We start from the raw sequence: 21,378 nt of genomic DNA on the forward strand, positions 1-21,378 counted from the left end.
TTATAAATCCTGAGCGTTAGCGATTAATTCGGCAATATCCATGACTGCAATTTCGCTTTCTTTTTCCTTTCCTTTAACACCGTCTGTCATCATGGTGTTACAAAAGGGGCATCCCGCTGCAATAATCTGTGGTTTGGTTTCTAAAGCCTGTTCTGTACGCTCTATGTTAATATCTTTATTTCCCGGCTCTGGTTCCTTAAACATTTGTGCACCTCCTGCGCCACAGCATAACCCTCTAGATTTACAGCTTTTCATTTCTACCAACTCGGCATCCAATTTCCTAATTAGGTCTCTCGGGTGCTTCATATACATTATTTGCGCGTCCTAAATAACAGGGATCATGAAACGTAATACGTTTCCCTTTAAATTGGCCGCCTTCAATGGTTAAACGTCCTGCATCCAACAAATCTTTTAAAAACTGAGTGTGATGAACGACGTCATAATTACCACCTAAACCTGGATATTCGTTTTTAAGGGTGTTAAAACAATGCGGACAGGCTGTGACCACTTTCTTAATCTCATAAGCATTCATAACCTCTATGTTTGTAACGGCCTGCATTTGAAATAAAAACTCGTTTCCTGATCGTTTTGCGGGATCTCCAGTACAACTTTCCTCCGCTCCTAATACGGCAAAAGAAACATGCGCTCTATTAAGCAGTTTTACAAATGCTTTGGTTATTTTTTTTGCTCTGTCATCAAAGCTACCAGCACAACCTACCCGAATAATACTTCGGTTGTTTACCTTCTGCCATCATTTCTGCCATAGTTGGCACTACTAATTGTTCGCTCATTTTATTTTATTTATGAGTTTTTACTCGTCTTCTTTTATTGCTGCAAAATCTGTTTTTGCTATTCTTATATAAACCGCCAATTTCTTTTTACCGTTCTGTATTATATTCTTTGGGTCGTATTTTTCGCTTTCTGTTCTTCTAATAGCGTCTTCTCCCAATAACCGCAATTGTTTTTTCGAACAGTAATCACAAAACACTTTTCTTAATTTGATGCCTTGAGGCCGACTGTTACGGAATTCTATTTCGGTATAGGCCTTTATTTGCAACGAATCTTGTTTATACCCTTGGGCAAAAATGGTTGAAATGGGACACACTACTACAAGCATCATGACAAGCTTATATAAGAGTGATTTTTTTTTCATTTCAATTACCCCTTTTAATTTTAAGTATTGGGCTTTGTTAAAACATCCTAAAACAAGTCACTACCAAAGCCTAAACTTTTATATTGCCTGTCTACTATGCGGTAGGAACTCCTACCATTTATTCATTTTTCCAGTTCAACCGATCCATTTGATTATAAGGCCATGGTGCGCCATTATTTTCTATGTTGGTCATCATATTATTAAGTTCCATTGGAGCCGCACTTTCTTCCATCACAAGATAACGACGCATTTCCATTATAATATTTAAGGGGTCGATACTCACAGGACAAGCTTCAACACAAGCGTTACACGTGGTACATGCCCATAATTCTTCTTTAGTAATGTAATCGTTTAACAACTGCTTACCATCGTCTACAAAGATTCCTTTATTAGCATCTATATTTTTGCCTACTTCTTCTAAACGGTCTCTTGTATCCATCATAATTTTACGAGGAGAGAGTTTTTTACCCGTTTGATTCGCTGGACATTCGCTAGTACAACGCCCACATTCTGTACACGTATATGCATTTAAGAGGTTTACCCAACTTAGATCCTGGACATCACTTGCACCAAATTTTGATGGCGGTTCTTCTGTTTCCGATTCGGTTGGTGCAGCAAATGGATCTGCATCGGGATCCATCATGAGCTTGACTTCTTTAGTTACTGCATCATTGTTTTCAAACTGTCCCTTAGGTCTTAATTTTCCATAATACGTGTTTGGAAAGGCCAATAAAATGTGTAAATGCTTTGAAAAATATAAGTAATTTAAGAATACCAAAATACCTACAATATGTAACCACCAAGCACTACGTTCTACTAAATGAAGGCTATTTTGCGATAATCCGAGAAAACAGTGGTGTGATGAACTGACTAATTACATTTCCCGAATTATAACTTTGAAAAGTAGCGTCTGTCGCATTCATTATTAAAAATAAACACATTAATACCACTTCAAAATAAAGAATGATATTACCATCGCTTTTAGGCCAACCCTTCATTTCAGCACTTAAAAAACGTTTCAGTTTAATAACATTTCTACGCAACCAGAATACAATGACCGCAACTAATACGGCTACAGCTAAAATTTCAAAGCTACCTATGAGAAAACCATATACTGCTTCGGCAAATACTTGTGGCCTATTCTATGAGTCCCTAATAAACCGTCGATTATAATTTCTAATACTTCAATATTGATAATGATAAAGCCTACGTAAACAACAACATGAAAAAAACCGGCTATAGGACGTTTAACCATTTTGCTTTGTCCTAAGGCTATCATTGCCATGTTTTTCCAACGCTGTGGTTTATTATCACTCACGTCTTTATCTTGACCTAATTTTATATTACGCCACAGTTTTTTTACGTTTCTTGAAAAGTAACCAATTCCTACTACAAGAATAATGGCGAAAATGATGTTTGGTAAGTAATTCATTTCTTTGGTTTATGTCATTTAATCTTTAGGATCTTCAGTGCTATCTTCTATTTCATTACCTTCTGCATCGTAACGTTTTGGTTTTTTACCAAAAATAGAAAAATGAACATAGCGCTTAGGATTTAATTTCATGTCCTGCAATAGTGCTTCCATTTGCTTGGAAGCTCCAGTAAGGTTTTCATACATTTTATCGTCCTTTAGTAATTTTCCTAAAGACCCCTCTCCATTTTCTACACTGGCTAATACATTGTCAAATTTCTCAACCGTTTCTTGCAGACTCTTTATAGTTCCTGCTAAATTAATTTTAGACAAAGAATCTGAAAACTTAGAGAAATTTTCAGTCATGTTCTCGGCATTTGATAGTGTATTATTTAATTTGGACTTATTATTTTCTAAAAGTTCATTTAACGACTGGGTCGTTTTATTAAATGAAATGATCGTCGTATTCAAATTGGCAATACTTGCTCTCAAGTTCGCTCTTGTTTGCTTATCAAAAATAGAATTCACATTAACTAAAAGTGTATCGGTTTCAGACATTACATTTTCAATCGTATGCTGCAGAGGTTCTAACTTATCGTTTAAAATCTCTGTCATCCCAGCTTTTATAGTGCCTTGTAAATAATCTTCATTTTCAGCATTAGCACCACCATCATAGGCAGGGATTATCGCTACCGCTTTACCTCCTATAAATCCATTTTGATACAATAAGGCCTGACTATTTTTTGAAAACTCAAAGTCTGTATCAATATCCATTTTAACCACCAGAGTCCCCGAGTTGGCATCTTTAAAATAAATATCTAAAACTTTTCCTACGGCATAACCATTAATAGTTACCGGGGTTGATGGTGTTAGCCCATCTACATTATTATATTCTGCATAAATAATACGCGAGTTATCTAATAAATTATTGCCTTTTAAATAACTGAAACCAAATATGAATAGTATTATTCCTAAAATGACTAAAATAGCAGTTTTAATTTCTCTTGAGATCTTCAAAGTTGTATGGTTAAGATTGAAAACAAAAATAAAATAAAATAAATAGTAAATCGTTATTTTGAGCCTTGATTTAGTGCTTTTTCCAAACTTATACGATTTCCGTCTTTATAGGCCACTATAAAAGCACTTTTAAATCCTTTTATTCGCGCTTGCTCTTGCATGGTTTGTATTTTGTTATAATCTGAAGTATAACCATAAAAATATTTGTAAAAATCGCCTTCCTTTTCACGGGAAACAGCTTCAAGTCCCTTAAAGTTATTAGCCTTTGGCTCTAATTTTGTAGACCCTGCAGCAATTTGTACTTTAAAAACAATATTACTAATAATATTTTCTTCTATAGGTATTTGATCGTCTTCCACAGCCTCTTCGACACTATAAGCAACCTCACTAACATTAGATTCAACGGTACTTTTATATTTAAGAATCGCTTTTGAAATAGCTGAAGCCATTTCTGTCTGACCTTTTAACGAGTTTAAATATTTCCCTTCTTCATTATTAGTAATAAAACCAGATTCTACTAGAACACTAGGCATCACTGTTTGGTGCAATACGATAAAACCCGCTTGCTTAACCCCTCTGTTTTTTCTTTTGAGCGCATAGGTGAAGTTATCTTGAATATTCTTGGCTAATTGAATGCTTTGATCAAGGTAAGCTTCTTGCATTAATGTCAAGCCAACAAAAGACTCGGAGAATTTGGGTCAAATCCGTTATAATTTTCTTGATAATTATCTTCTAAAAAAATTACCGAATTCTCTGCCTTTGCAACTTCAAAGTTGGTGTCGTTTCTATGGATTCCAAGGACATAGGTTTCGGACCCTGCCGCTTGTGAATAGTGCGCATTACAATGTACAGAAACAAATAAATCGGCATTGGCCTTATTAGCAATACTTCCTCTAACAAATAAATCAACAAAGGTGTCTGTTTTTCTTGTATAGACCACCTTTATATCTTCATTCTTTTCTAACTCTTTACCAACTGCTAAGATGATTTTAAGAGTAATATCTTTCTCTTTTAAACCACTTTTAGCAACTTTTCCAGGTTCGCGACCCCCATGCCCTGCATCTAAAACAACAATAAATTGCTCTTTTTTAGCTATTTGCGCATTAAGAGTCCTACCAACACCCAGTGTTAATATTATTGTAGTTGATAAGAAAATCCTTTTCATCTGCGTTTTTATATTATTATAACCCATATTGTTTCTATTTAGTATTGGTTTTTAAATTTTAGTGAATGATAAATTATTCACAAAAAAATAATGTAATTTTGGCAATTCAAAAACCGAGCCATACTTTAGCAAAAATACATTTAAAAGCGTTGCATACAAATAGATTTCATATACTTTTTGCCCTAAGTTTTACAGTGTTTATCAACACTTTTGGCTTTTCTCAAGTCGATGGCGAAAAAGAAAGCATAAACGTACCTTCTAAAGAAGAAGAAGAAGAAGAAGAAGAAGAAGCCCCTGTAACACCACAAGATTCCCTTACTTTAAACACCAATACTTTAAACGCCAAACCTGTTGTAGAAACAGACTCCATCAAAACAGATTCCATAAAGCCAAAACCAGCATTATTACAGGACATCGTAACATATAGCGCTAAGGACTATACCTCTTTTAATCGTAAAGATCAAAAAATGTACTTGTTTAATGAAGCAAAAATTAGCTATCAGGATATGGAAATCACGGCGGGAATTATTGTCATTGATTACACTAAAAATGAAGTGTATGCCGGCCGTTTAAAAGATTCTTTAGGCGAGTATTCTCAAAAACCAATTTTTAAACAGGGCGCCCAAGTGGTTGAGCCGGATTCTATACGTTTTAATTTTAATAGCGAAAAAGCTTTAATCTGGAATAGTGTTACAGAAGAAAGTGGTGGCACTATCATTTCTGAACTTACCAAAAAAGAAAATGATTCGGTTTATTTCGTGAAAAATGCCAAATTTACCACGGCGAAAGATTTAGAAGATCCGTAATACTATTTGTTAATGAACCGTGCTAAGATCGTTCCGGGTTCAAAAGTAATAACAGGGGCTACTCGTATGTATATTTACGAGGTACCAACACCAATTTTTGTGCCTTTTGCTTTTTTTTCCATTAAGTAAAAAGCAAACCTCTGGTGTGATTTTTCCAAGTTTCGGAGATAATAATAGAGGTTATTTTATCCAAAATGGTGGGTATTATTTTGCAATAAGCGATTATGTAGACTTGGCTGTTCTCGGTGATTATTATACCAATGGGAGTTATGGATTACGCTTTGAAAACAGATACAAAAAGCGCTATAAATATAACGGTAATCTTTCCTTTAGATTTGAGAATTTAATTGATAGCGAACGGGGCTTTCCGGATTATTCAAAATCAAACATTTACAATTTGCGTTGGTCGCATTCTCAAGACACCAAATCTAATCCTAATTCTAGATTTTCAGCCTCTGTAAACCTTGGTAGTAGTAATTATTACCAACAATCCGTAAACCAAGTTAATGCCGCCAGTTTTTTAAATAACACATTAGCGTCTTCTGTGTCCTACTCTAAAACGTTTCAAGGGGAGCCCCAGGTAAATATGAGTTTAACAGCAACCCATTCACAAAATACGCAAACCGAAAGCATAAACATGACTTTACCTACATTGCAAGCCAGCGTGGGCCGTGTGTATCCCTTTGCTCCTAAGTTTGGTTCTAAAAAAGGAATTATTCAAAATGTTAACTTACAATATAATGTAAGAGGCGAGAATAGAATTACCACGACAGATTCACTCTTCTTCAAATCGGAAATGTTCGATGATGCCGTAATAGGAATGAAACACTCCATACCATTAACCACTAATTTTAAGGTGTTTAATTACTTTAGCGTAAGTGCCAGTACAAATTTTGACGAAACATGGACCTTAAACACTATAGATCGCTATTACGACTCTGAAAACAATGAGACCATAACAGAAGACATAAAAGGGTTCGATGCCTATAGAACTTACAATTTTAGCTCGAGTATAGGGACTACTATATATGGCTTATTCAATTTCGAAAAAAATGGAGAGAATAAGAAGTTAAAAGCTATTAGACACGTAATGAGACCAAGTGTAAGTTATAATATTAATCCAGCATTCGATAAATATTATGACACGTATGAAGTCACAGATATTAATGGTAATCCAATTGAAGATCTCGAATTTTCTCGGTTTGAAGGGAGTTTATACGGTGCTCCAAATAAAACCTATTCTAGTTCTATTGGGTTGTCGCTCTCCAATAATTTTGAGGCTAAAGTGAGAGATAAAGACAGTACCAAAACCGAACCAAAGAAAATTATTCTGTTAAATAATTTGAACTTTTCAACGTCTTATAATTTAGCAGGGGACTCTTTACGTCTCAGTCCTGTGAGAATGAGTGGTGGGACACAATTGTTTCAAAGTAAAATGAATGTAAACTTTGGAGCCACATTAGACCCCTATGCCCTAGATAACAATAATAGGCGTGTTGACAAATTTAATATTGATAATGGTGGAAGTCTGTTTAGATTAACAAGTGCTAACCTTACTTTAGGCTACAGTTTAAGTAGTAAAGATGGTAAAGGTGACGAAAGAACAAGTGATCGAAGTCGTAATGAAACATTGCAAAGTGGTGGTCGTGATGATGATTTATTTGGTCGCTCTCAGGATTTTGCAGACCAACAATTTGGTGATAAAGAGGAGGAAGAGGAAGTACCGAGCGCTTTGTATAATTATAAGATTCCTTGGAGTTTACGACTGGCCTATGCGGTTAACTACTCTAATTCAACTAGACAAAGTGAAATATCATCACACTCTTTAATGTTTTCTGGTGATATTGATATTGCACCACGATGGACTGTGGGCGCTTCTTCGGGTTACGATTTTAAAAATCAAGGTTTTACTTATACCCAATTGCGCTTTGAACGTGATTTACTAAGTTGGCGTATGAATTTTAGTTGGATTCCATTTAGCACAAGAACCTCTTGGAACTTTTTTATAGGTATTAAATCAAGTATATTAAAGGATTTAAAATACGAAAAACGCAGACAACCCGATCAAAGTTTGTAATAGCGTAAACCCGTTCTTAGCCATCTGTATTCAAAAAATATTAATGAGATTTCTGCTTTCGCGGGAACTTAAAAACTCTTTTCCTTATGAAAAAAATCATATCCACCTCTAAAGCTCCGGCCCCAATAGGCCCTTACAACCAAGCTGTTTTAAGCGGAAACACCTTATATACCTCAGGACAAATCGCCTTACATCCTGAAACTGGCGTATTGGTGATTGACGATATCATTACAGAAACAAAACAAGTAATGGAAAACATGAAAGCTGTTTTGGATGCAGCAGACATGACTTTTGAACAAGTTGTAAAAACATCGATATTTATTAGTGATATGAATAACTTCTCTAAAATAAATGCCGTTTATGCTACTTATTTTAATGATGAAACAGCCCCTGCACGTGAAACGGTTGAAGTCGCCAATTTGCCTAAATTTGTGAATGTTGAAATTAGCATGATTGCAGTAAAAGAGTAAAACTCTTATTTAAACAAAAAAACTTCGGCCGTCTATACTCGTATAAATGACCGAAGCTCCTATGATTAAAAGGGCCTCCCTTATTTTTTTAAAGCATCGGTATGGAAATTGACTAAGCCCTCAATGGGTCTACGCTCAAAGTTCCCTATTCTAAAGCCCATTTCCTCTGCCACTTCTTTTATTTCAGACTTACAAAAGAATGCAATTGACCCCGCAAAATGAACGGGTACCGTTTTTATTTCTTCTTTGTATTGAAAAATCATGTTTTTTGCAAAGAGTCGAATGCCCTCTTTTATTAACTTTTGAATGTAGGCTGAGTCTCTATTCAAGATCATAAATTCTGCAAATTGAGCCAAATAGGCATTCGGATTTGGTTGTTTGTACAAGTTATATTTAATAAAATCTGATTCCATATTATATTTACCTGCAAAAGATATTTTTATATCTTCCGGCATATGATTAAAATAATAATCTCTAATCAATTGCTTTCCATAATAATTTCCGGAGGCATCATCCATTAGAGTATATCCTAAAGAATTTACGCGCTGGTGTAGTATTTTTCCATCATAATAGCTACAATTTGATCCAGTGCCCAAAATACAAACAACCGCCGCTTGATCTCTAGAATCTATTGTCGCATAAACCGCCGCCATAGTATCTTCTTTCACTGCAATATCTGCATTTATAAAGAATTCCTGCAAAACGACTTTGAGCATTAATCTAGGGTTCTCTGTGCCACAGCCAGCGCCATAAAAAAATACATGTTCTACTTTTTCTTTTATGTCTACTAAGTCCTTACTCTTTTTTATCGTTTTTCTTAGTTTCTTTTCCGATAAAATAGCTGGATTCAAACCCTTTGTTCTAATTTTTTCACGTAATTGTTTTCCCTGATTATCCACTGCAATCCAATCACATTTAGTAGAACCACTGTCAACGATGAGTATCATAAGTCAATTGGTGTTTAATGAAATAAAAAGCGCAACCTCAAGCTGAAATACGATTTAGAACTTAAGTACTGCGCTATATATAACTCTGTTTTATAATGAATTTACTTTTTCAGCTAAATCTACTAGTTTATTAGAATATCCAAATTCATTATCATACCATGATACTAATTTAAAAAATCTTGAATTCAATTCTATTGCTGAGTCTGCGTCAAAAACACTAGTACGGGTTTCGCTAACAAAGTCCTGAGAAACTACAGCATCTTCGGTATAGCCTAAAACCCCTTTCATGTCACCATGAGCCGCTTTTTTAAACGCTGCCTTTATCTCTTCTAATGACGTTTCTTTTTTTGTTCTTACCGTTAAATCAACTACCGAAACATCTACCGTAGGCACTCTAAAAGCCATCCCTGTTAATTTTCCTTCTAATTCCGGAATGACTTTACCTACAGCTTTTGCAGCGCCCGTTGAAGAGGGAATAATATTGTTTAAAGCTGAGCGCCCTAAACGGTAGTTTTTGCGAGACGGTGAATCTACAGTAAACTGTGTTGAGGTCGTGGCATGAATAGTGGTCATTAAGGCTTCTTCAATACCAAAGTTATCTTCTAACACTTTAGCCATTGGGGCTAAACAATTAGTTGTACACGATGCGTTAGACACAATGTTGTGGTCTGCAGTCAATTTAGAATCATTAACGCCCATAACAAACATTGGGGCATCTTTGCTTGGTGCTGAAATCACGACTTTCTTTGCACCACCATCAATGTGATATTGTGCCGTTTCCATAGTGGTAAAAATACCGGTACATTCGGCTACAACTTCTACGCCTACCTCGTTCCATTTTAAGTTTTTAGGATCACGTTCTGCAGTTACCCTAATGGTTTTCCCATCGACAACAAGATTGCCATCTTTAACTTCAACAGTGCCATCAAAGCGCCCATGAACTGAGTCATATTTTAACAAATAAGCCAAATGATCAACATCTAATAAATCATTGATCGCTACCACTTCAACATTTTCGCGCTTTATTGTCGCTCTAAATACGATACGCCCTATTCTCCCAAATCCGTTAATTCCTAATTTTAATTTTGACATCTTATTCTATGTTATTTAATATTATATTTATTGATATAAGTTCCTAAGAGTTGAAACACTCTTATAGGTTTTGTAGTTTACGTGGTCATAATATCTGACACCCGAATTAATTCTTTATTAATTTTAGATTGCCCTTTAATGGCTTTTTCTAATGGTGTTAATGCTATTTTATCATTTAATAAACCCACCATTTGATTAGAAACACCTTCCATGAGACTCTCAACAGCTTTTACTCCCATTCTACTAGCGAGAACGCGGTCGAAACAAGAAGGAGAACCGCCCCGTTGCATGTGTCCTAAAACCGAAACACGCACTTCGTATTCTGTCATGTTTTCTTCTACGTAATCTTTAAGTTCAAAGACATTTTTTCCTATTTTATCCCCTTCAGCAACCACAACAATACTTGACGATTTACCGGAGGCTTTACTTCTTCTTAAGGATTCTAATAGGCGATCTAAACCTAGGTTTTCTTCAGGAATCAATATTTCTTCTGCTCCAGCACCAACCCCAACATTTAAAGCTATGTGCCCCGCATCACGTCCCATAACTTCAACAAAAAATAATCTATTGTGTGAACTGGCTGTATCTCTAATTTTATCAATGACATCAACTACCGTATTTAAAGCAGTGTCATAGCCTAACGTGTGAGAGGTACCGTAGATGTCATTATCAATCGTTCCAGGAATACCCATGACTGGAAAATCAAATTCCTGATTAAAAATTAAGGCCCCTGTAAATGTACCATCACCTCCAATAAGTACTAAGCCATCTATTTCTTTTTCTTTTAATGCGTTGTAAGCTTTTTTTCGACCTTCAGGTGTTCTAAATTCTTTTGAACGTGCAGATTTTAAAATTGTACCTCCTTTATTAATAATACCTTTAACATTTCACGGCTGTTAAATCTTTAAAATCGCCTTCAATCATGCCTTCGTAGCCACGATAAATCCCAACGCACTCTATATTGTGGTAGGCACAAGTTCGGCCACAGCGCGAATGGCAGCATTCATTCCTGGAGCATCTCCCCCGGAGGTCATCACCCCTATTTTCTTCATTTTTTTGGACATCTATTTTCCTTTAAAAAGTTAAAGCTAATAAAGTAAATCTAGATAATACTATGCTTTTGTTAAAAATTAACAGCAGCAAAATCACTATAACGTTTTAGTTAATAAAAATGTTGAAAAAACCTTAAATTAATAGAGAAATGGGAGAGATGTTGGCCATAAAAAAAATGATTTTTATTTACTTTTAATACCAATACCATCTCGGCAATGCATTGTTTTCCTTTTGAGAATTATTTTGATCTTCTGTTTCAAGAGTCGGCTTTTCTTTTTTGTTAAAAATTCGACGAAGCAGTTCTCCAAACGTATCAAAATCTACCGTATAATTAATACCTAAACCTTGAGTATATCCTATTTCTTCTCCAAAGTTTCTAATACTATTTTCTCGGTTAAAAACGGTAGCTGTTAATGTACCATCTTCATTTAATAAAAAGTCTATTTGTACGTCTCCAGCTATTACAGATTCTGTGGCACCTGCACCCCCTATTGGCACACCCACTTTACCATTAATCAAAACACGATCTGTTATTTGTGTTTGAAGCGTCACCCCTAAACGGTCTTCTGTAATTAGATCTGGTCGATTTAAACCCGCTTCATAATTTAAACCAATATTAATTTTACTATCATTATCAGTAAAAAAACCATTAATTAAGCCATTCAGTCTTTCTGTGATGGTCCCCGTAATGTTTATGTCTTTATTTTGGCGATTAAAACTGCCTGTTGCCAAAATATATAAGGCTTGGTTGTCTCTTTCGTCTTTGGAGTCTAATCTATAATTCAACTCCGATTTTATTGTAGAAGTTACATTAGGGAAATTAAAGGTAAATTCCGGTTCCGGTTTCGCCAATTGCCCCGTTAAATTTATCTCCAACTCTACAGGAATACTTTGTCGTATAGGATTATCTAATAATGCCGAAGGATTGGTCCTTAATTTATAGATGGCTTGAATATTTATAGCAGCATCTAAAGGATCTCCATTCCATGCTAAGGTACTTTCAAACGGACGCACACTAAATTCTTTTTGAACCACCCCCCCAAATAAGAAGTTATAAACCCCCTCATATACGATAAAGTCACCAAACATTTCAAACTTACCATTTGTATTGATGTTAAATAATAACTGTCCTGCTCCTCTACCACTAATACTACTGCCCGTTGTGCGATCCATAACAATTTCAATAAGCGCATCATTGGTAACATCTAAATCAAAAAACAATTCCACTCCCGAAACGTTATCAATTTTAACCTCTTGACCAGAGTATTTTGCATCCTTCTCTTCCGGACTTAAAAAATGAATGAATGAATTGTCGCCAAACGTCTCAACATCGCTTAGAGGGATAAAGAAAGTCGTTCCCTTTTTCGTTTCTGCCTCTGCAGAAATTCGCAAGGCTTGCGTGGGTCCAAATATTTTTGCAGTACCACCAATGAACCCCTTACCGTAATACAGAGATTCTTCAGTAAACTTGGTATCTAAAACCATTAATCTATCTGTGTCAATAGTGAGATCTAATTTCCAGTTACTAAAATTAACATGGCTAATAGAGCCATCTAAGACACCTTTGGTATTTTCTTTAGTATCTGTGATTTTTACTTTATTAAAAGTAAAGGTTTGCTCTTTTAAGGTTACCGAGGCTTTGTTTTGAAAACCAAAATCTACATTTAGAAGCGGCACATTTAATCCGCCCCGATCTATTGTTAACTCGCCATTCATATTTGGTTTATTCAAGTCACCTTCCACCTTGGCTGTACCGTTTAAATCGCCTCGAATTTTGTTAAGTACTGGATCTAAGAACGGCGTTAAAATATCCAGCTTAAAATCTTTAAACTTGAGATCTACATCAATATAGGATTTATTCTTTGTTACATCGATATCTCCTATGGCTTGAAACGATTTTGCATCGTCATTCTTAATCTTAGCATCTACAGTATAACGCGTTAAGCTAGAATTTCCTGTTATTTTAGCATCAAAAGACCCTAAATAGTTGTGATTAACCTCTAAGTCATCAATAGTAATCGTTGAATTTGGTAAATAACTTCCGTTTTTTTGGAGTATGTCTAATTTTCCATTCACATTACCTGCTAAGGTTAAACTATCGACTCGGGCGTGATTTTTGCTAAATCGACGTCTTTAAAATTCAATTTTAAATCTTTATAAGTGGAATCTCGAATAACACCGAGAAAGATCTATTTGTTCATTTTGATGGCTCATAACCAGCTGTTCAATATTTATGGATTGAAAGCCCCGATCGAATTCTATTTTATTATACTTGTCCCCTGCTCTATTAATTTCCCAAATGCTCTCTTTAAATATAACTTCACTCCTTTTAAAGCCAACCACTGAATTGTTTTTCTCATTAAGCGTATGGTAAAAGCTTAAATTATAATCGTCACTATTATTTTTACCTCCTTTAAACTCACTTCGCATGTATAACGTATCGTTTATAGTCACGTTAATAAGATTAAATTTAGAGATGTCATAAAATTTCGTGTTTAAACTATCGATCTCAATATAGGTGTTAAATAGTGGGTTTTTATTATCTACTTGAATCTCAATGTCATTAGCAAAATAATTAAGCAATTCTATTTTTGGGGATTTAAAAGTGAGTTTAAACTCTTTTTCATCCGTTTCTACACGCCCCTTAATAAAGGTGTTTTTGCCAAGTTTCAAATCAGAATAAAAGACTTCAACAATCTTATTATAAATCTTAAAATTGAAGTCTATATATTGATCTGTAGCAATTAGATTGGGTGCCTCACTGGTATAAATACTTTTTATTGAGTTTTCAAAAAGCTTGCCTATATCATTTATTTTGAATTCTCCATTCATTGAACCCTCAATGATATCTCGGCGAATTAATTGTTATAAAACGTTCTTTGTCTTTAAAACTTGAAGTAATTTGAAAATCATCAAAATAATAATCATCATTTTCATTTTTGTAGTTGGTTGTATTAAAAGAAATATTACCTACGGCATCATCAAGTGAGGTGCCTCTCATGTTCATTTCTACTATGCCTTTAAATTCTGAAGTTTCATCACGATTGTAAAAGTTTAAAGCCTTAAGATTGAGATATTCTATATTTGCTGTAAAATCGAATGCATTAATGGCTTTAGAGAAATCTGCAAGGCCGTTAAAGTCTAGTTTTAAATTTTTATCGTCAACTAGGAGCGCTCCATTAAACACACTCTGTTGGTATGTTCCATTTACATTTATGTTTTTATAATCGTACTTATTATAATTTATGGAATAAACATCTCCTTTAATTCTAGAGCTCAAGTTTTCTTTTTTAAACCCTTTCCCATCTACCTCTAAATTGGCTGAAATTTTACCAAGGTTTGGATCTTCTAAAAATTTGCCAATATTAAAATCATCGAAAATAATTTTCCCCTTATAAGTAGCCGTTTCAATATTGTTAACATTCGAGATGCTTAAATTAGAACGGGCAATCCCTATTTGAGTTAAAATATCTAAGTCGGCATCAATCTTTGTCGTTGTTATTTTCGTGGTTCCGTTAATATTGAAATTCCCCAACTTACCAAAAATAGAAGGAATGGAAGCACCTAAAACGTTAGGAAGAAGGCTTTTTAAATCTCTATAGTTAGATGATAGGTTTGAGAAAACGCCTTGCATTTCAAAATCATTGGTCGTTTTACTTATCAAATTTTTAAAATTCAAGTCCCCATAGACCCTAGTATTACTACTGGTATTTAATCTTAAGTTATCAAACTGCAAATTATTTAACGTTCCGTGAAATACTAGTATTAAACTTGGCCCGTTGGCCAACACCAAACTCATCATAAAACATATTGAGTTCATCTAAGGCGACGTTAGCATCGGTAAATCGAGCTTCGATATTTACTTTGTTTACAAAATCTGCGAGATCCTCCCTATTATAATTAAAGGTTAAGTCTCCTTTTAGCGCGGATTTTTTAGTTTTTATAATTAAGTCATCAAACACCATCGTGTTTAAAGTATACTTAAAATTAGTGGACATGTTCTGCATAACCAACCCTCTTTTATCTAAAAACGACAGGGTGTTTATTCCGGCTTCGACCTCACTCCCGTTAATTAAGAAATTCGTGGCATTGACATCCAATTTATCGAATAGAAGCACGTTTGGATACTCTTTGTTTTCATCAATAAACCTAAACGTACCATTATAAATGGAAACATCACTAGAAGACAAAAGAAAAGTATTCTTTTCGGATCTTGGATTATTAATATCAAAACGAGCTACAAAAACATCTAGATTTGTTTTTGTTTCATCTTTATACGTTTTAACATTGAAAATTAAATCTTCTAAATCTATATCGCCAAAATTAAGCGTCCCATTAACAAGGTTATTAAAACTTAGGATGGACGTGTTTAATTCTGAAGCACTAATTAAGGTGTCTTTTCTATAATCGCGAATTAAAATCTCTTTTAACTCAATGTCTCCATTAAATTGCAAACCAATTTTCCCAATATTTATATTGGTTTTGAAATCATCATTAACGCGCTTAGTAGCATATTTTCCTAAGTAAGTCTGAACAGCAGGAATAGAAAGAAACAACACCAAAATGATGAACAAGAGCAATACAATTGCTACTAATTTACCGACTATTTTAAGAAACTTCTTGATATGGAATTTAAGTTATAAAAAACTACCTTTGTTAAAGATTAATAACTAATTATTATTAGTCAAAATTAACAATTATAATGCCGAAAATAACGAATGTCCTCACAAAATATTTACATCCTTGGTATTGAGTCGTCTTGTGATGATACTTCGGCCGCTGTTTTATGTAATAATGTGGTTTTAAGCAACGTCGTTGCTAACCGAGAAAATTCATGAAGAATTTGGTGGTGTAGTCCCGCAGTTAGCCTCACGTGCACACCAGCAAAACATAGTACCGGTAGTACATCAAGCATTAAAACAAGCCAATATTACTAAAGAACAATTACACGCTATCGCTTTTACTCGTGGCCCTGGTTTGATGGGCTCTTTGCTGGTTGGCACTTCTTTTGCTAAGTCTTTAGCTTACGGATTAAATATCCCATTAATAGATGTGAACCACATGCAAGCGCATATTTTGGCACATTTCATAAAAGAAGCCGGTTTTGAGCAACCGCCATTCCCCTTTTTAGCGATGACTATTTCGGTGGTCACACACAAATTGTGAAAGTTGAATCACATTTTAAAATGGAAGTTATTGGTGAAACCATAGACGATGCTGTGGGTGAAGCCTATGATAAAAGTGGCAAAATCTTAGGATTAGGCTACCCTGCCGGTCCAGGAGATAGACAGGCGCGCACAAATGGGAAATCCTAAAGCTTACTCGTTTACAAGACCAAAAGTAGAGGGTTTAAATTTTAGTTTTTCGGGATTTAAAACAGCTGTGTTGTATTTTATACAACGTGAGGTGAAAAAGAACCCTAATTTCATTTCAGAAAACCTAAATGATATTTGTGCTTCCATCCAATACACTATTATTGGTATTCTAATTGATAAATTAAAATTAGCCAGCAAACAAACTAGCATTACACACATTGCCATTGGTGGTGGCGTTTCAGCCAATTCAGGAATTAGAAAAGCATTAAAAGAAGGCGAGCAAAAATTTGGATGGACGACCTACGTCCCAAAATTTGAATTTACCACAGATAATGCCGGTATGATTGCTATTGTTGGGTATTTAAAATATTTAGAGAGCGACTTTGCTACTGGTGATATTATGGCTTCCGCCCGGTTGAAGATCTAAAAAACGATAACTTATAATTAAAATGTATCAACATCTAAATTTAGATGCGTTTAAACTTTAGTTAAATAGGCACAGCAGGTCATGTCTAGCGAAAGTATCCCATTTAAAAACAAATGAAAATAAACATCAATGCAACTCTTTTACAGTCCGGAAATAAATAAAGAACAAGCGCAATTTGCCTTCTCGAAAGAAGAAAGTAAACACATTGTAAAAGTGTTGCGTAAAACCATTGGCGATGTTCTTAATATTACTAATGGTAAAGGCGATTTGTTTACTGCTGAAATTAGTAGTGCAGATATTAAAAACTGTGTGGTAACTATCGTATCGTGTGAAACACAAAAACCCCTATCGTATCATTTGCATTTGGCTGTTGCTCCCACAAAAATGAATGACCGCTACGAGTGGTTTTTGGAAAAGGCTACTGAAATTGGTGTTACAGAAATTACTCCCATACTATGTGACCATAGTGAACGTAAAGTAGTTAAAACGGAGCGCTTTGAAAAGATTTTACAAGCGGCCATGAAGCAATCCCTACATTGTTATTTACCAAAATTGAATGATGCCATTCCCTACAAAGACTTCATAAAGCAAACCTTTAAAGGCGACTTGTTTATTGCCCATTGTGAGGAAACCGATAGAAAATCATTAAAAAAAATGCTAAAGCCGAGAAAAGGACATTACGCTATTGATTGGTCCTGAAGGTGATTTTTCTGTTAAAGAAATAGAAAATGCGCTTGTTAATAATTTTATTCCCGTAACTTTGGGTGAAACACGTTTACGCACTGAAACAGCGGCTATTGTGGCCTGCCATAGCGTAGCCTTTGTGAATGAAATATAAAATGAAGTTATATCTATCTATTTTCTCCTTTCTTTTTTCTGTACTTCTTTTTGGTCAAGATTTAGCCGTTTTAAAATATAAAGGTGGTGGCGATTGGTATTCTAATCCTACAGCTTTACCTAATTTAATTCAATTTTGTAATGCTAACATTGCGACAAAAATGAATACCAGGCGAGAAACGGTTGAAGCTGGTAGTATTGACATTTTTCAATATCCATTGCTACACATGACAGGTCATGGCAATGTTTTTTTTAGTGATGAAGAAGCCGAGAACTTAAGAACCTACCTTCAAAGCGGTGGCTTTTTACATATTGATGACAATTATGGCATGAAAGATTATGTTATCAAGGAACTTAAGAAAGTGTTTCCAAATCAAGAATTAAAAGAATTACCCTCCAATCATGCTATTTTTAGCACGGCCTTTACATTTACAAAAGGCTTACCAAAAATTCATGAACATGACGGTAAAAGACCACAGGCGTTGGGCTTGTTTTATGAGTCACGTTTGGTTTTATTATTAACTATTGAAAGTGATTTGGGCGATGGCTGGGAAGACCCCGAAGTTCATAATGATCCAGCAGATATTAGATTAAAAGCATTTCAAATGGGCGCTAATATTGTGAAGTATGCTTTTGAGAATTAATCCGCTACCCTATCTCAAAGCGCACACCGCGAACTCATATCCGGAATACTAATTTATAGACCTCTTAAATTTGCAACTCGACCACTACACCAACAATTTTAAAAAACAAAAATTCCCAATCGTTTTAGTTTGTGACCAGGTGACTAATGCCCCCAACATTGGAAGTCTGTTTCGTACCGCGGATGCTTTTGGAATTGAAAAACTTGTTTTTTGTGGAAGTACTATACCTTTGGGCAGAAAGATGACCAAAACGTCTCGAGCCACAGAAAAGGTAGTGAAATATGAAGTTTTTGAAGATGTTTCGGAAGTTATTTCCCAATTAAGAGCTGAAAACTATCAAATAATAGCATTAGAAATTACAGAGAATAGTGCTCCCATTCACTCGTTTAACTTCCTAACCACCAAACCAATGGCTTTAGTTATTGGGGACGAAAATTTTGGTGTCACCGAAGCGGTATTGAAACAAAGCGATGCGATTATTCATATCGATATGTTTGGCCAAAACAGCAGTATGAACGTGGTGCAAGCGGCAACGATCGCATTATATGAAATAACGAAGCAATCGCGTTAAAATTTTTTCCTTTTGTGAGGTTTATCATTGGTGTGAATTGAGTAGATTTACACATTAATTAATTTATTTTGACTTCAAAAACAATTTCAAACGGTATCTTAAGGGCTATCGCTATTCTCGTTGGTATCGTTATTCTAATGTATTTTGTATATAGCATTCAGTCTGTCATTGCCTATATCGCCATTGCTGGTGTCGTTTCATTATTAGGCCGCCCCTTAAAACGCTTTTTGATGGCTAAATTAAAGTTTGGAGATACTCTAGCCGTTGTAGTTACGATGTTTATCTTTTTTTTAATTTTAGCTGGTGTAATAAGCATGTTTATACCTCTAGCTATGGAGCAGAGTAAAAACTTATCGCTATTAGATATTGATAAATTACAAGGAAATTTTGAAAATTTATATCAGGAATTTATTACGCATTTCAAATTAAACCATCAAGATGTTGAAGAATCTATTAAAGACTCTAAGGTGTTTTCTCGGATTAAATTTTAGCCTTATTCCAAATTTTATTAATGCAGTGCTTACAGGTTTTGGTAGTTTTAGTATTGGATTGTTTTCGGTATTATTTATCTCCTTTTTCTTTTTAAAAGACAGTTCTTTATTTGGTAACAGCGTTATCGCTCTATTCCCCATTGAAAATGACCACCGTATAAAAAAGTCTTTATTCGTTATACGAGATTTGTTATCGCGCTATTTTGGGGGGTTGCTCTTACAGTTGCTTATATTATTTTCGATTTACTCGATTATACTACTCATTTTTGGTATTGAAAACGCAGTCATCATTGCATCGCTTTGTGCCTTGTTAAATGTTATTCCTTATGTAGGACCAATGATTAGTGCTGTATTAATCGTTTTACTAACCATGTCTAGTAATCTGGGAGAGAGCTTTAGTGAAGTCATATTACCTAAAACCATCTATGTTTTAATTGGTTTTATCATAGCGCAATTGGTCGATAACTTTTTTAGCCAGCCGTTTATATTTTCTAAAAGTGTAAAATCACATCCCTTAGAGATTTTTATTATCATTATTATCGCAGGATTACTGTTTGGCATCGTGGGGTTAATTTTGGCCATTCCTGTTTATACAGCTATCAAAGTGATCGCCAAGGAATTCCTATCAGAATATAGAGTGGTTAAAAAACTAACCAAAGGATTAGATAGAGACTAACAACTTGAACAAATCCATTTTAAATAAAGAAATTCAGGAGTTTATACAGAACAATATGAGTTCAGATACGACGGCTCTTGTATTAAAAGGCACGACTTTCCCTCAAGTTGACACTCTAGAAATCATAGAACAAATTGAAGCGCGAACACGTAGTGAAAAGAAATTACCCACCTGGTTTTCTTCCAAAAACATCTACTACCCTAATAAGTTAAATATAGAACAGACCTCTTCTGAAATCACTGCTAAATATAAGGCGAGTTTAGTTGGCGGTCATAGCTTAATAGATATCACTGGTGGTTTTGGAGTGGATAGTTATTACTTCTCAAAAAACATACAACACGTGACACATTGTGAGTTGAATCCTCATTTATCTCAAATAGCAAGTCACAATATTAAGCAATTAGAAGTCAAAAATATAAGTTGTTTTCCCAAAGATGGGATGAAAACGCTAATAAGCTTGAACACCCCTTTTGATTGGATTTATATCGACCCATCAAGACGCGATGACAGTAAAGGGAAAGTCTTTTTATTAAAAGACTGTTTACCAAACGTTCCCCATTTTCTAGAATTATTTTTTAAATATTCTAAAAATATCATGATTAAAACATCGCCTTTGCTTGACCTTTCTATAGGGATAAACGAATTACAAGCAGTAAAAGCGATTCATATTGTTGCTGTAAAGAATGAAGTAAAGGAACTCCTTTGGATTTTAGAGCGTGATTTTACGGGTGCTACTGAAATAAAAACGGTCAATATCCAAAAAGAATCTGAAGATCATTTTGACTTCTATTTGAATGAAGAATCTCAGGCTGTTGCCGACTTAGGTGAACCACTCACCTATTTATATGAGCCAAATGCTGCCATCTTAAAAGGGGGTGCCTTTGAAATTCTAGCAGAAAAACTTCAGCTTAATAAATTACATAAACATTCTCATTTATATACTTCAAAAAAATTAATCGATTTTCCTGGAAGGCGTTTTAAAGTGGAACACATTTTACCTTACAATAAAAAACAATTCAAGCGTGTTATACAAGTTGCTAAAGCGAATGTGGCCACTCGTAATTTCCCCGAGACGGTACAACAAATTCGTAAAAAATTAGGTTTAAAAGATGGTGGAAACGATTATCTTTTTTTCACGACCAATTTAGAAAACAAGAAAATTATAATTGCTTGTAAAAAGGTATAGCATCAATTCTCTTTTATTTAGCGCACATCGTTACAAACCG

At 34.7% G+C, this 21,378-nt stretch carries 16 protein-coding genes and 6 pseudogenes; 9 read left to right on the top strand and 13 right to left on the bottom strand.

Going from position 1 to position 21,378, the window contains the following annotated elements; translation table 11 throughout:
* The 6 genes and pseudogenes from N7U66_RS03875 to N7U66_RS21360 form a co-directional block, all read right to left on the bottom strand.
* A pseudogene (locus N7U66_RS03875) lies at positions 1-791 on the bottom strand ((Fe-S)-binding protein).
* Between the two features lie 20 nt (positions 792-811).
* Positions 812-1,153, bottom strand: a complete 342-nt coding sequence (locus N7U66_RS03880; RefSeq protein ID WP_267677402.1) for a hypothetical protein — start codon at positions 1,151-1,153, stop codon at positions 812-814.
* 118 nt (positions 1,154-1,271) lie between these two features.
* Positions 1,272-2,585, bottom strand: a pseudogene (locus tag N7U66_RS03885) (4Fe-4S dicluster domain-containing protein).
* An 18-nt stretch (positions 2,586-2,603) separates the two neighbouring features.
* Positions 2,604-3,581, bottom strand: a complete 978-nt coding sequence (locus N7U66_RS03890) for an MlaD family protein (RefSeq protein ID WP_267677403.1) — start codon at positions 3,579-3,581, stop codon at positions 2,604-2,606.
* 53 nt (positions 3,582-3,634) lie between these two features.
* A complete protein-coding gene (locus N7U66_RS21355; protein WP_313791406.1) occupies positions 3,635-4,243 on the bottom strand; it encodes an N-acetylmuramoyl-L-alanine amidase family protein in 609 nt (202 codons plus the stop codon).
* 5 nt (positions 4,244-4,248) lie between these two features.
* A complete protein-coding gene (locus N7U66_RS21360; RefSeq protein WP_313791407.1) occupies positions 4,249-4,746 on the bottom strand; it encodes an N-acetylmuramoyl-L-alanine amidase family protein in 498 nt (165 codons plus the stop codon).
* A 98-nt stretch (positions 4,747-4,844) separates the two neighbouring features.
* On the opposite strand from N7U66_RS21360, the pseudogene N7U66_RS03900 reads away from it, so the two are divergent.
* Positions 4,845-7,629, top strand: a pseudogene (locus tag N7U66_RS03900) (putative LPS assembly protein LptD).
* Positions 7,630-7,715: 86 nt separating this feature from the next.
* Positions 7,716-8,099 (top strand): Rid family detoxifying hydrolase, encoded by a 384-nt coding sequence (locus N7U66_RS03905; protein WP_267677404.1) that lies wholly within the window; start codon positions 7,716-7,718, stop codon positions 8,097-8,099.
* A gap of 80 nt (positions 8,100-8,179) precedes the next feature.
* Here N7U66_RS03905 and N7U66_RS03910 read toward each other — a convergent pair whose 3' ends face one another.
* From N7U66_RS03910 to N7U66_RS03940, 7 genes and pseudogenes are all read right to left on the bottom strand, one after another.
* Positions 8,180-9,046 (bottom strand): N-acetylglucosamine kinase, encoded by an 867-nt coding sequence (locus N7U66_RS03910; RefSeq protein ID WP_267677405.1) that lies wholly within the window; start codon positions 9,044-9,046, stop codon positions 8,180-8,182.
* Between the two features lie 90 nt (positions 9,047-9,136).
* Positions 9,137-10,138, bottom strand: coding sequence for a type I glyceraldehyde-3-phosphate dehydrogenase (gap, locus tag N7U66_RS03915; RefSeq protein ID WP_267677406.1), 1,002 nt, complete (start codon positions 10,136-10,138; stop codon positions 9,137-9,139).
* Between the two features lie 77 nt (positions 10,139-10,215).
* Positions 10,216-11,202 (bottom strand): annotated as a pseudogene (gene pfkA / locus N7U66_RS03920) (6-phosphofructokinase).
* Positions 11,203-11,383: 181 nt separating this feature from the next.
* Positions 11,384-13,267 carry a translocation/assembly module TamB domain-containing protein gene (locus tag N7U66_RS03925; RefSeq protein ID WP_267677407.1) on the bottom strand — a complete coding sequence of 628 codons (1,884 nt, stop codon included), beginning with the start codon at positions 13,265-13,267 and terminating at the stop codon, positions 11,384-11,386.
* Positions 13,268-13,345: 78 nt separating this feature from the next.
* Entirely contained in the window at positions 13,346-14,023 is a 678-nt protein-coding gene (locus N7U66_RS03930) for a hypothetical protein (RefSeq protein ID WP_267677408.1), read from the bottom strand.
* Positions 14,024-14,030: 7 nt separating this feature from the next.
* Positions 14,031-15,011: a hypothetical protein gene (locus tag N7U66_RS03935; protein ID WP_267677409.1), complete on the bottom strand. Its 981-nt coding sequence runs from the start codon at positions 15,009-15,011 to the stop codon at positions 14,031-14,033.
* Positions 14,929-15,771: a hypothetical protein gene (locus N7U66_RS03940; protein ID WP_267677410.1), complete on the bottom strand. Its 843-nt coding sequence runs from the start codon at positions 15,769-15,771 to the stop codon at positions 14,929-14,931. Before N7U66_RS03940 ends, N7U66_RS03935 begins: the two co-directional genes overlap by 83 nt.
* A 138-nt stretch (positions 15,772-15,909) precedes the next feature.
* Here N7U66_RS03940 and tsaD point away from each other — a divergent pair.
* The 7 genes and pseudogenes from tsaD (at position 15,910) to N7U66_RS03970 (ending at position 21,338) form a co-directional block, all read left to right on the top strand.
* Positions 15,910-16,933: pseudogene (tsaD, locus tag N7U66_RS03945) on the top strand (tRNA (adenosine(37)-N6)-threonylcarbamoyltransferase complex transferase subunit TsaD).
* Between the two features lie 129 nt (positions 16,934-17,062).
* Positions 17,063-17,771 (top strand): annotated as a pseudogene (locus N7U66_RS03950) (16S rRNA (uracil(1498)-N(3))-methyltransferase).
* A 1-nt stretch (position 17,772) separates the two neighbouring features.
* The gene (locus tag N7U66_RS03955; RefSeq protein WP_267677411.1) at positions 17,773-18,414 is read left to right on the top strand and encodes a DUF4159 domain-containing protein; all 642 of its coding nucleotides are present in this window, start codon (positions 17,773-17,775) and stop codon (positions 18,412-18,414) included.
* A gap of 70 nt (positions 18,415-18,484) precedes the next feature.
* Positions 18,485-18,985, top strand: a complete 501-nt coding sequence (locus N7U66_RS03960) for a TrmH family RNA methyltransferase (protein ID WP_267677412.1) — start codon at positions 18,485-18,487, stop codon at positions 18,983-18,985.
* Between the two features lie 68 nt (positions 18,986-19,053).
* On the top strand, positions 19,054-19,476 hold the full coding sequence (locus N7U66_RS21365; protein WP_313791408.1) for an AI-2E family transporter: 423 nt from the start codon (positions 19,054-19,056) through the stop codon (positions 19,474-19,476).
* Positions 19,477-19,501: 25 nt separating this feature from the next.
* Positions 19,502-20,152, top strand: coding sequence for an AI-2E family transporter (locus tag N7U66_RS21370; protein ID WP_313791409.1), 651 nt, complete (start codon positions 19,502-19,504; stop codon positions 20,150-20,152).
* A gap of 4 nt (positions 20,153-20,156) precedes the next feature.
* Positions 20,157-21,338, top strand: coding sequence for a THUMP-like domain-containing protein (locus N7U66_RS03970; protein ID WP_267677413.1), 1,182 nt, complete (start codon positions 20,157-20,159; stop codon positions 21,336-21,338).
* Positions 21,339-21,378: the final 40 nt, after the last annotated feature.

It is taken from the genome of Lacinutrix neustonica, assembly GCF_026625145.1.
In the GTDB taxonomy this organism is placed as follows: Bacteria; Bacteroidota; Bacteroidia; order Flavobacteriales; family Flavobacteriaceae; genus Lacinutrix; species Lacinutrix neustonica.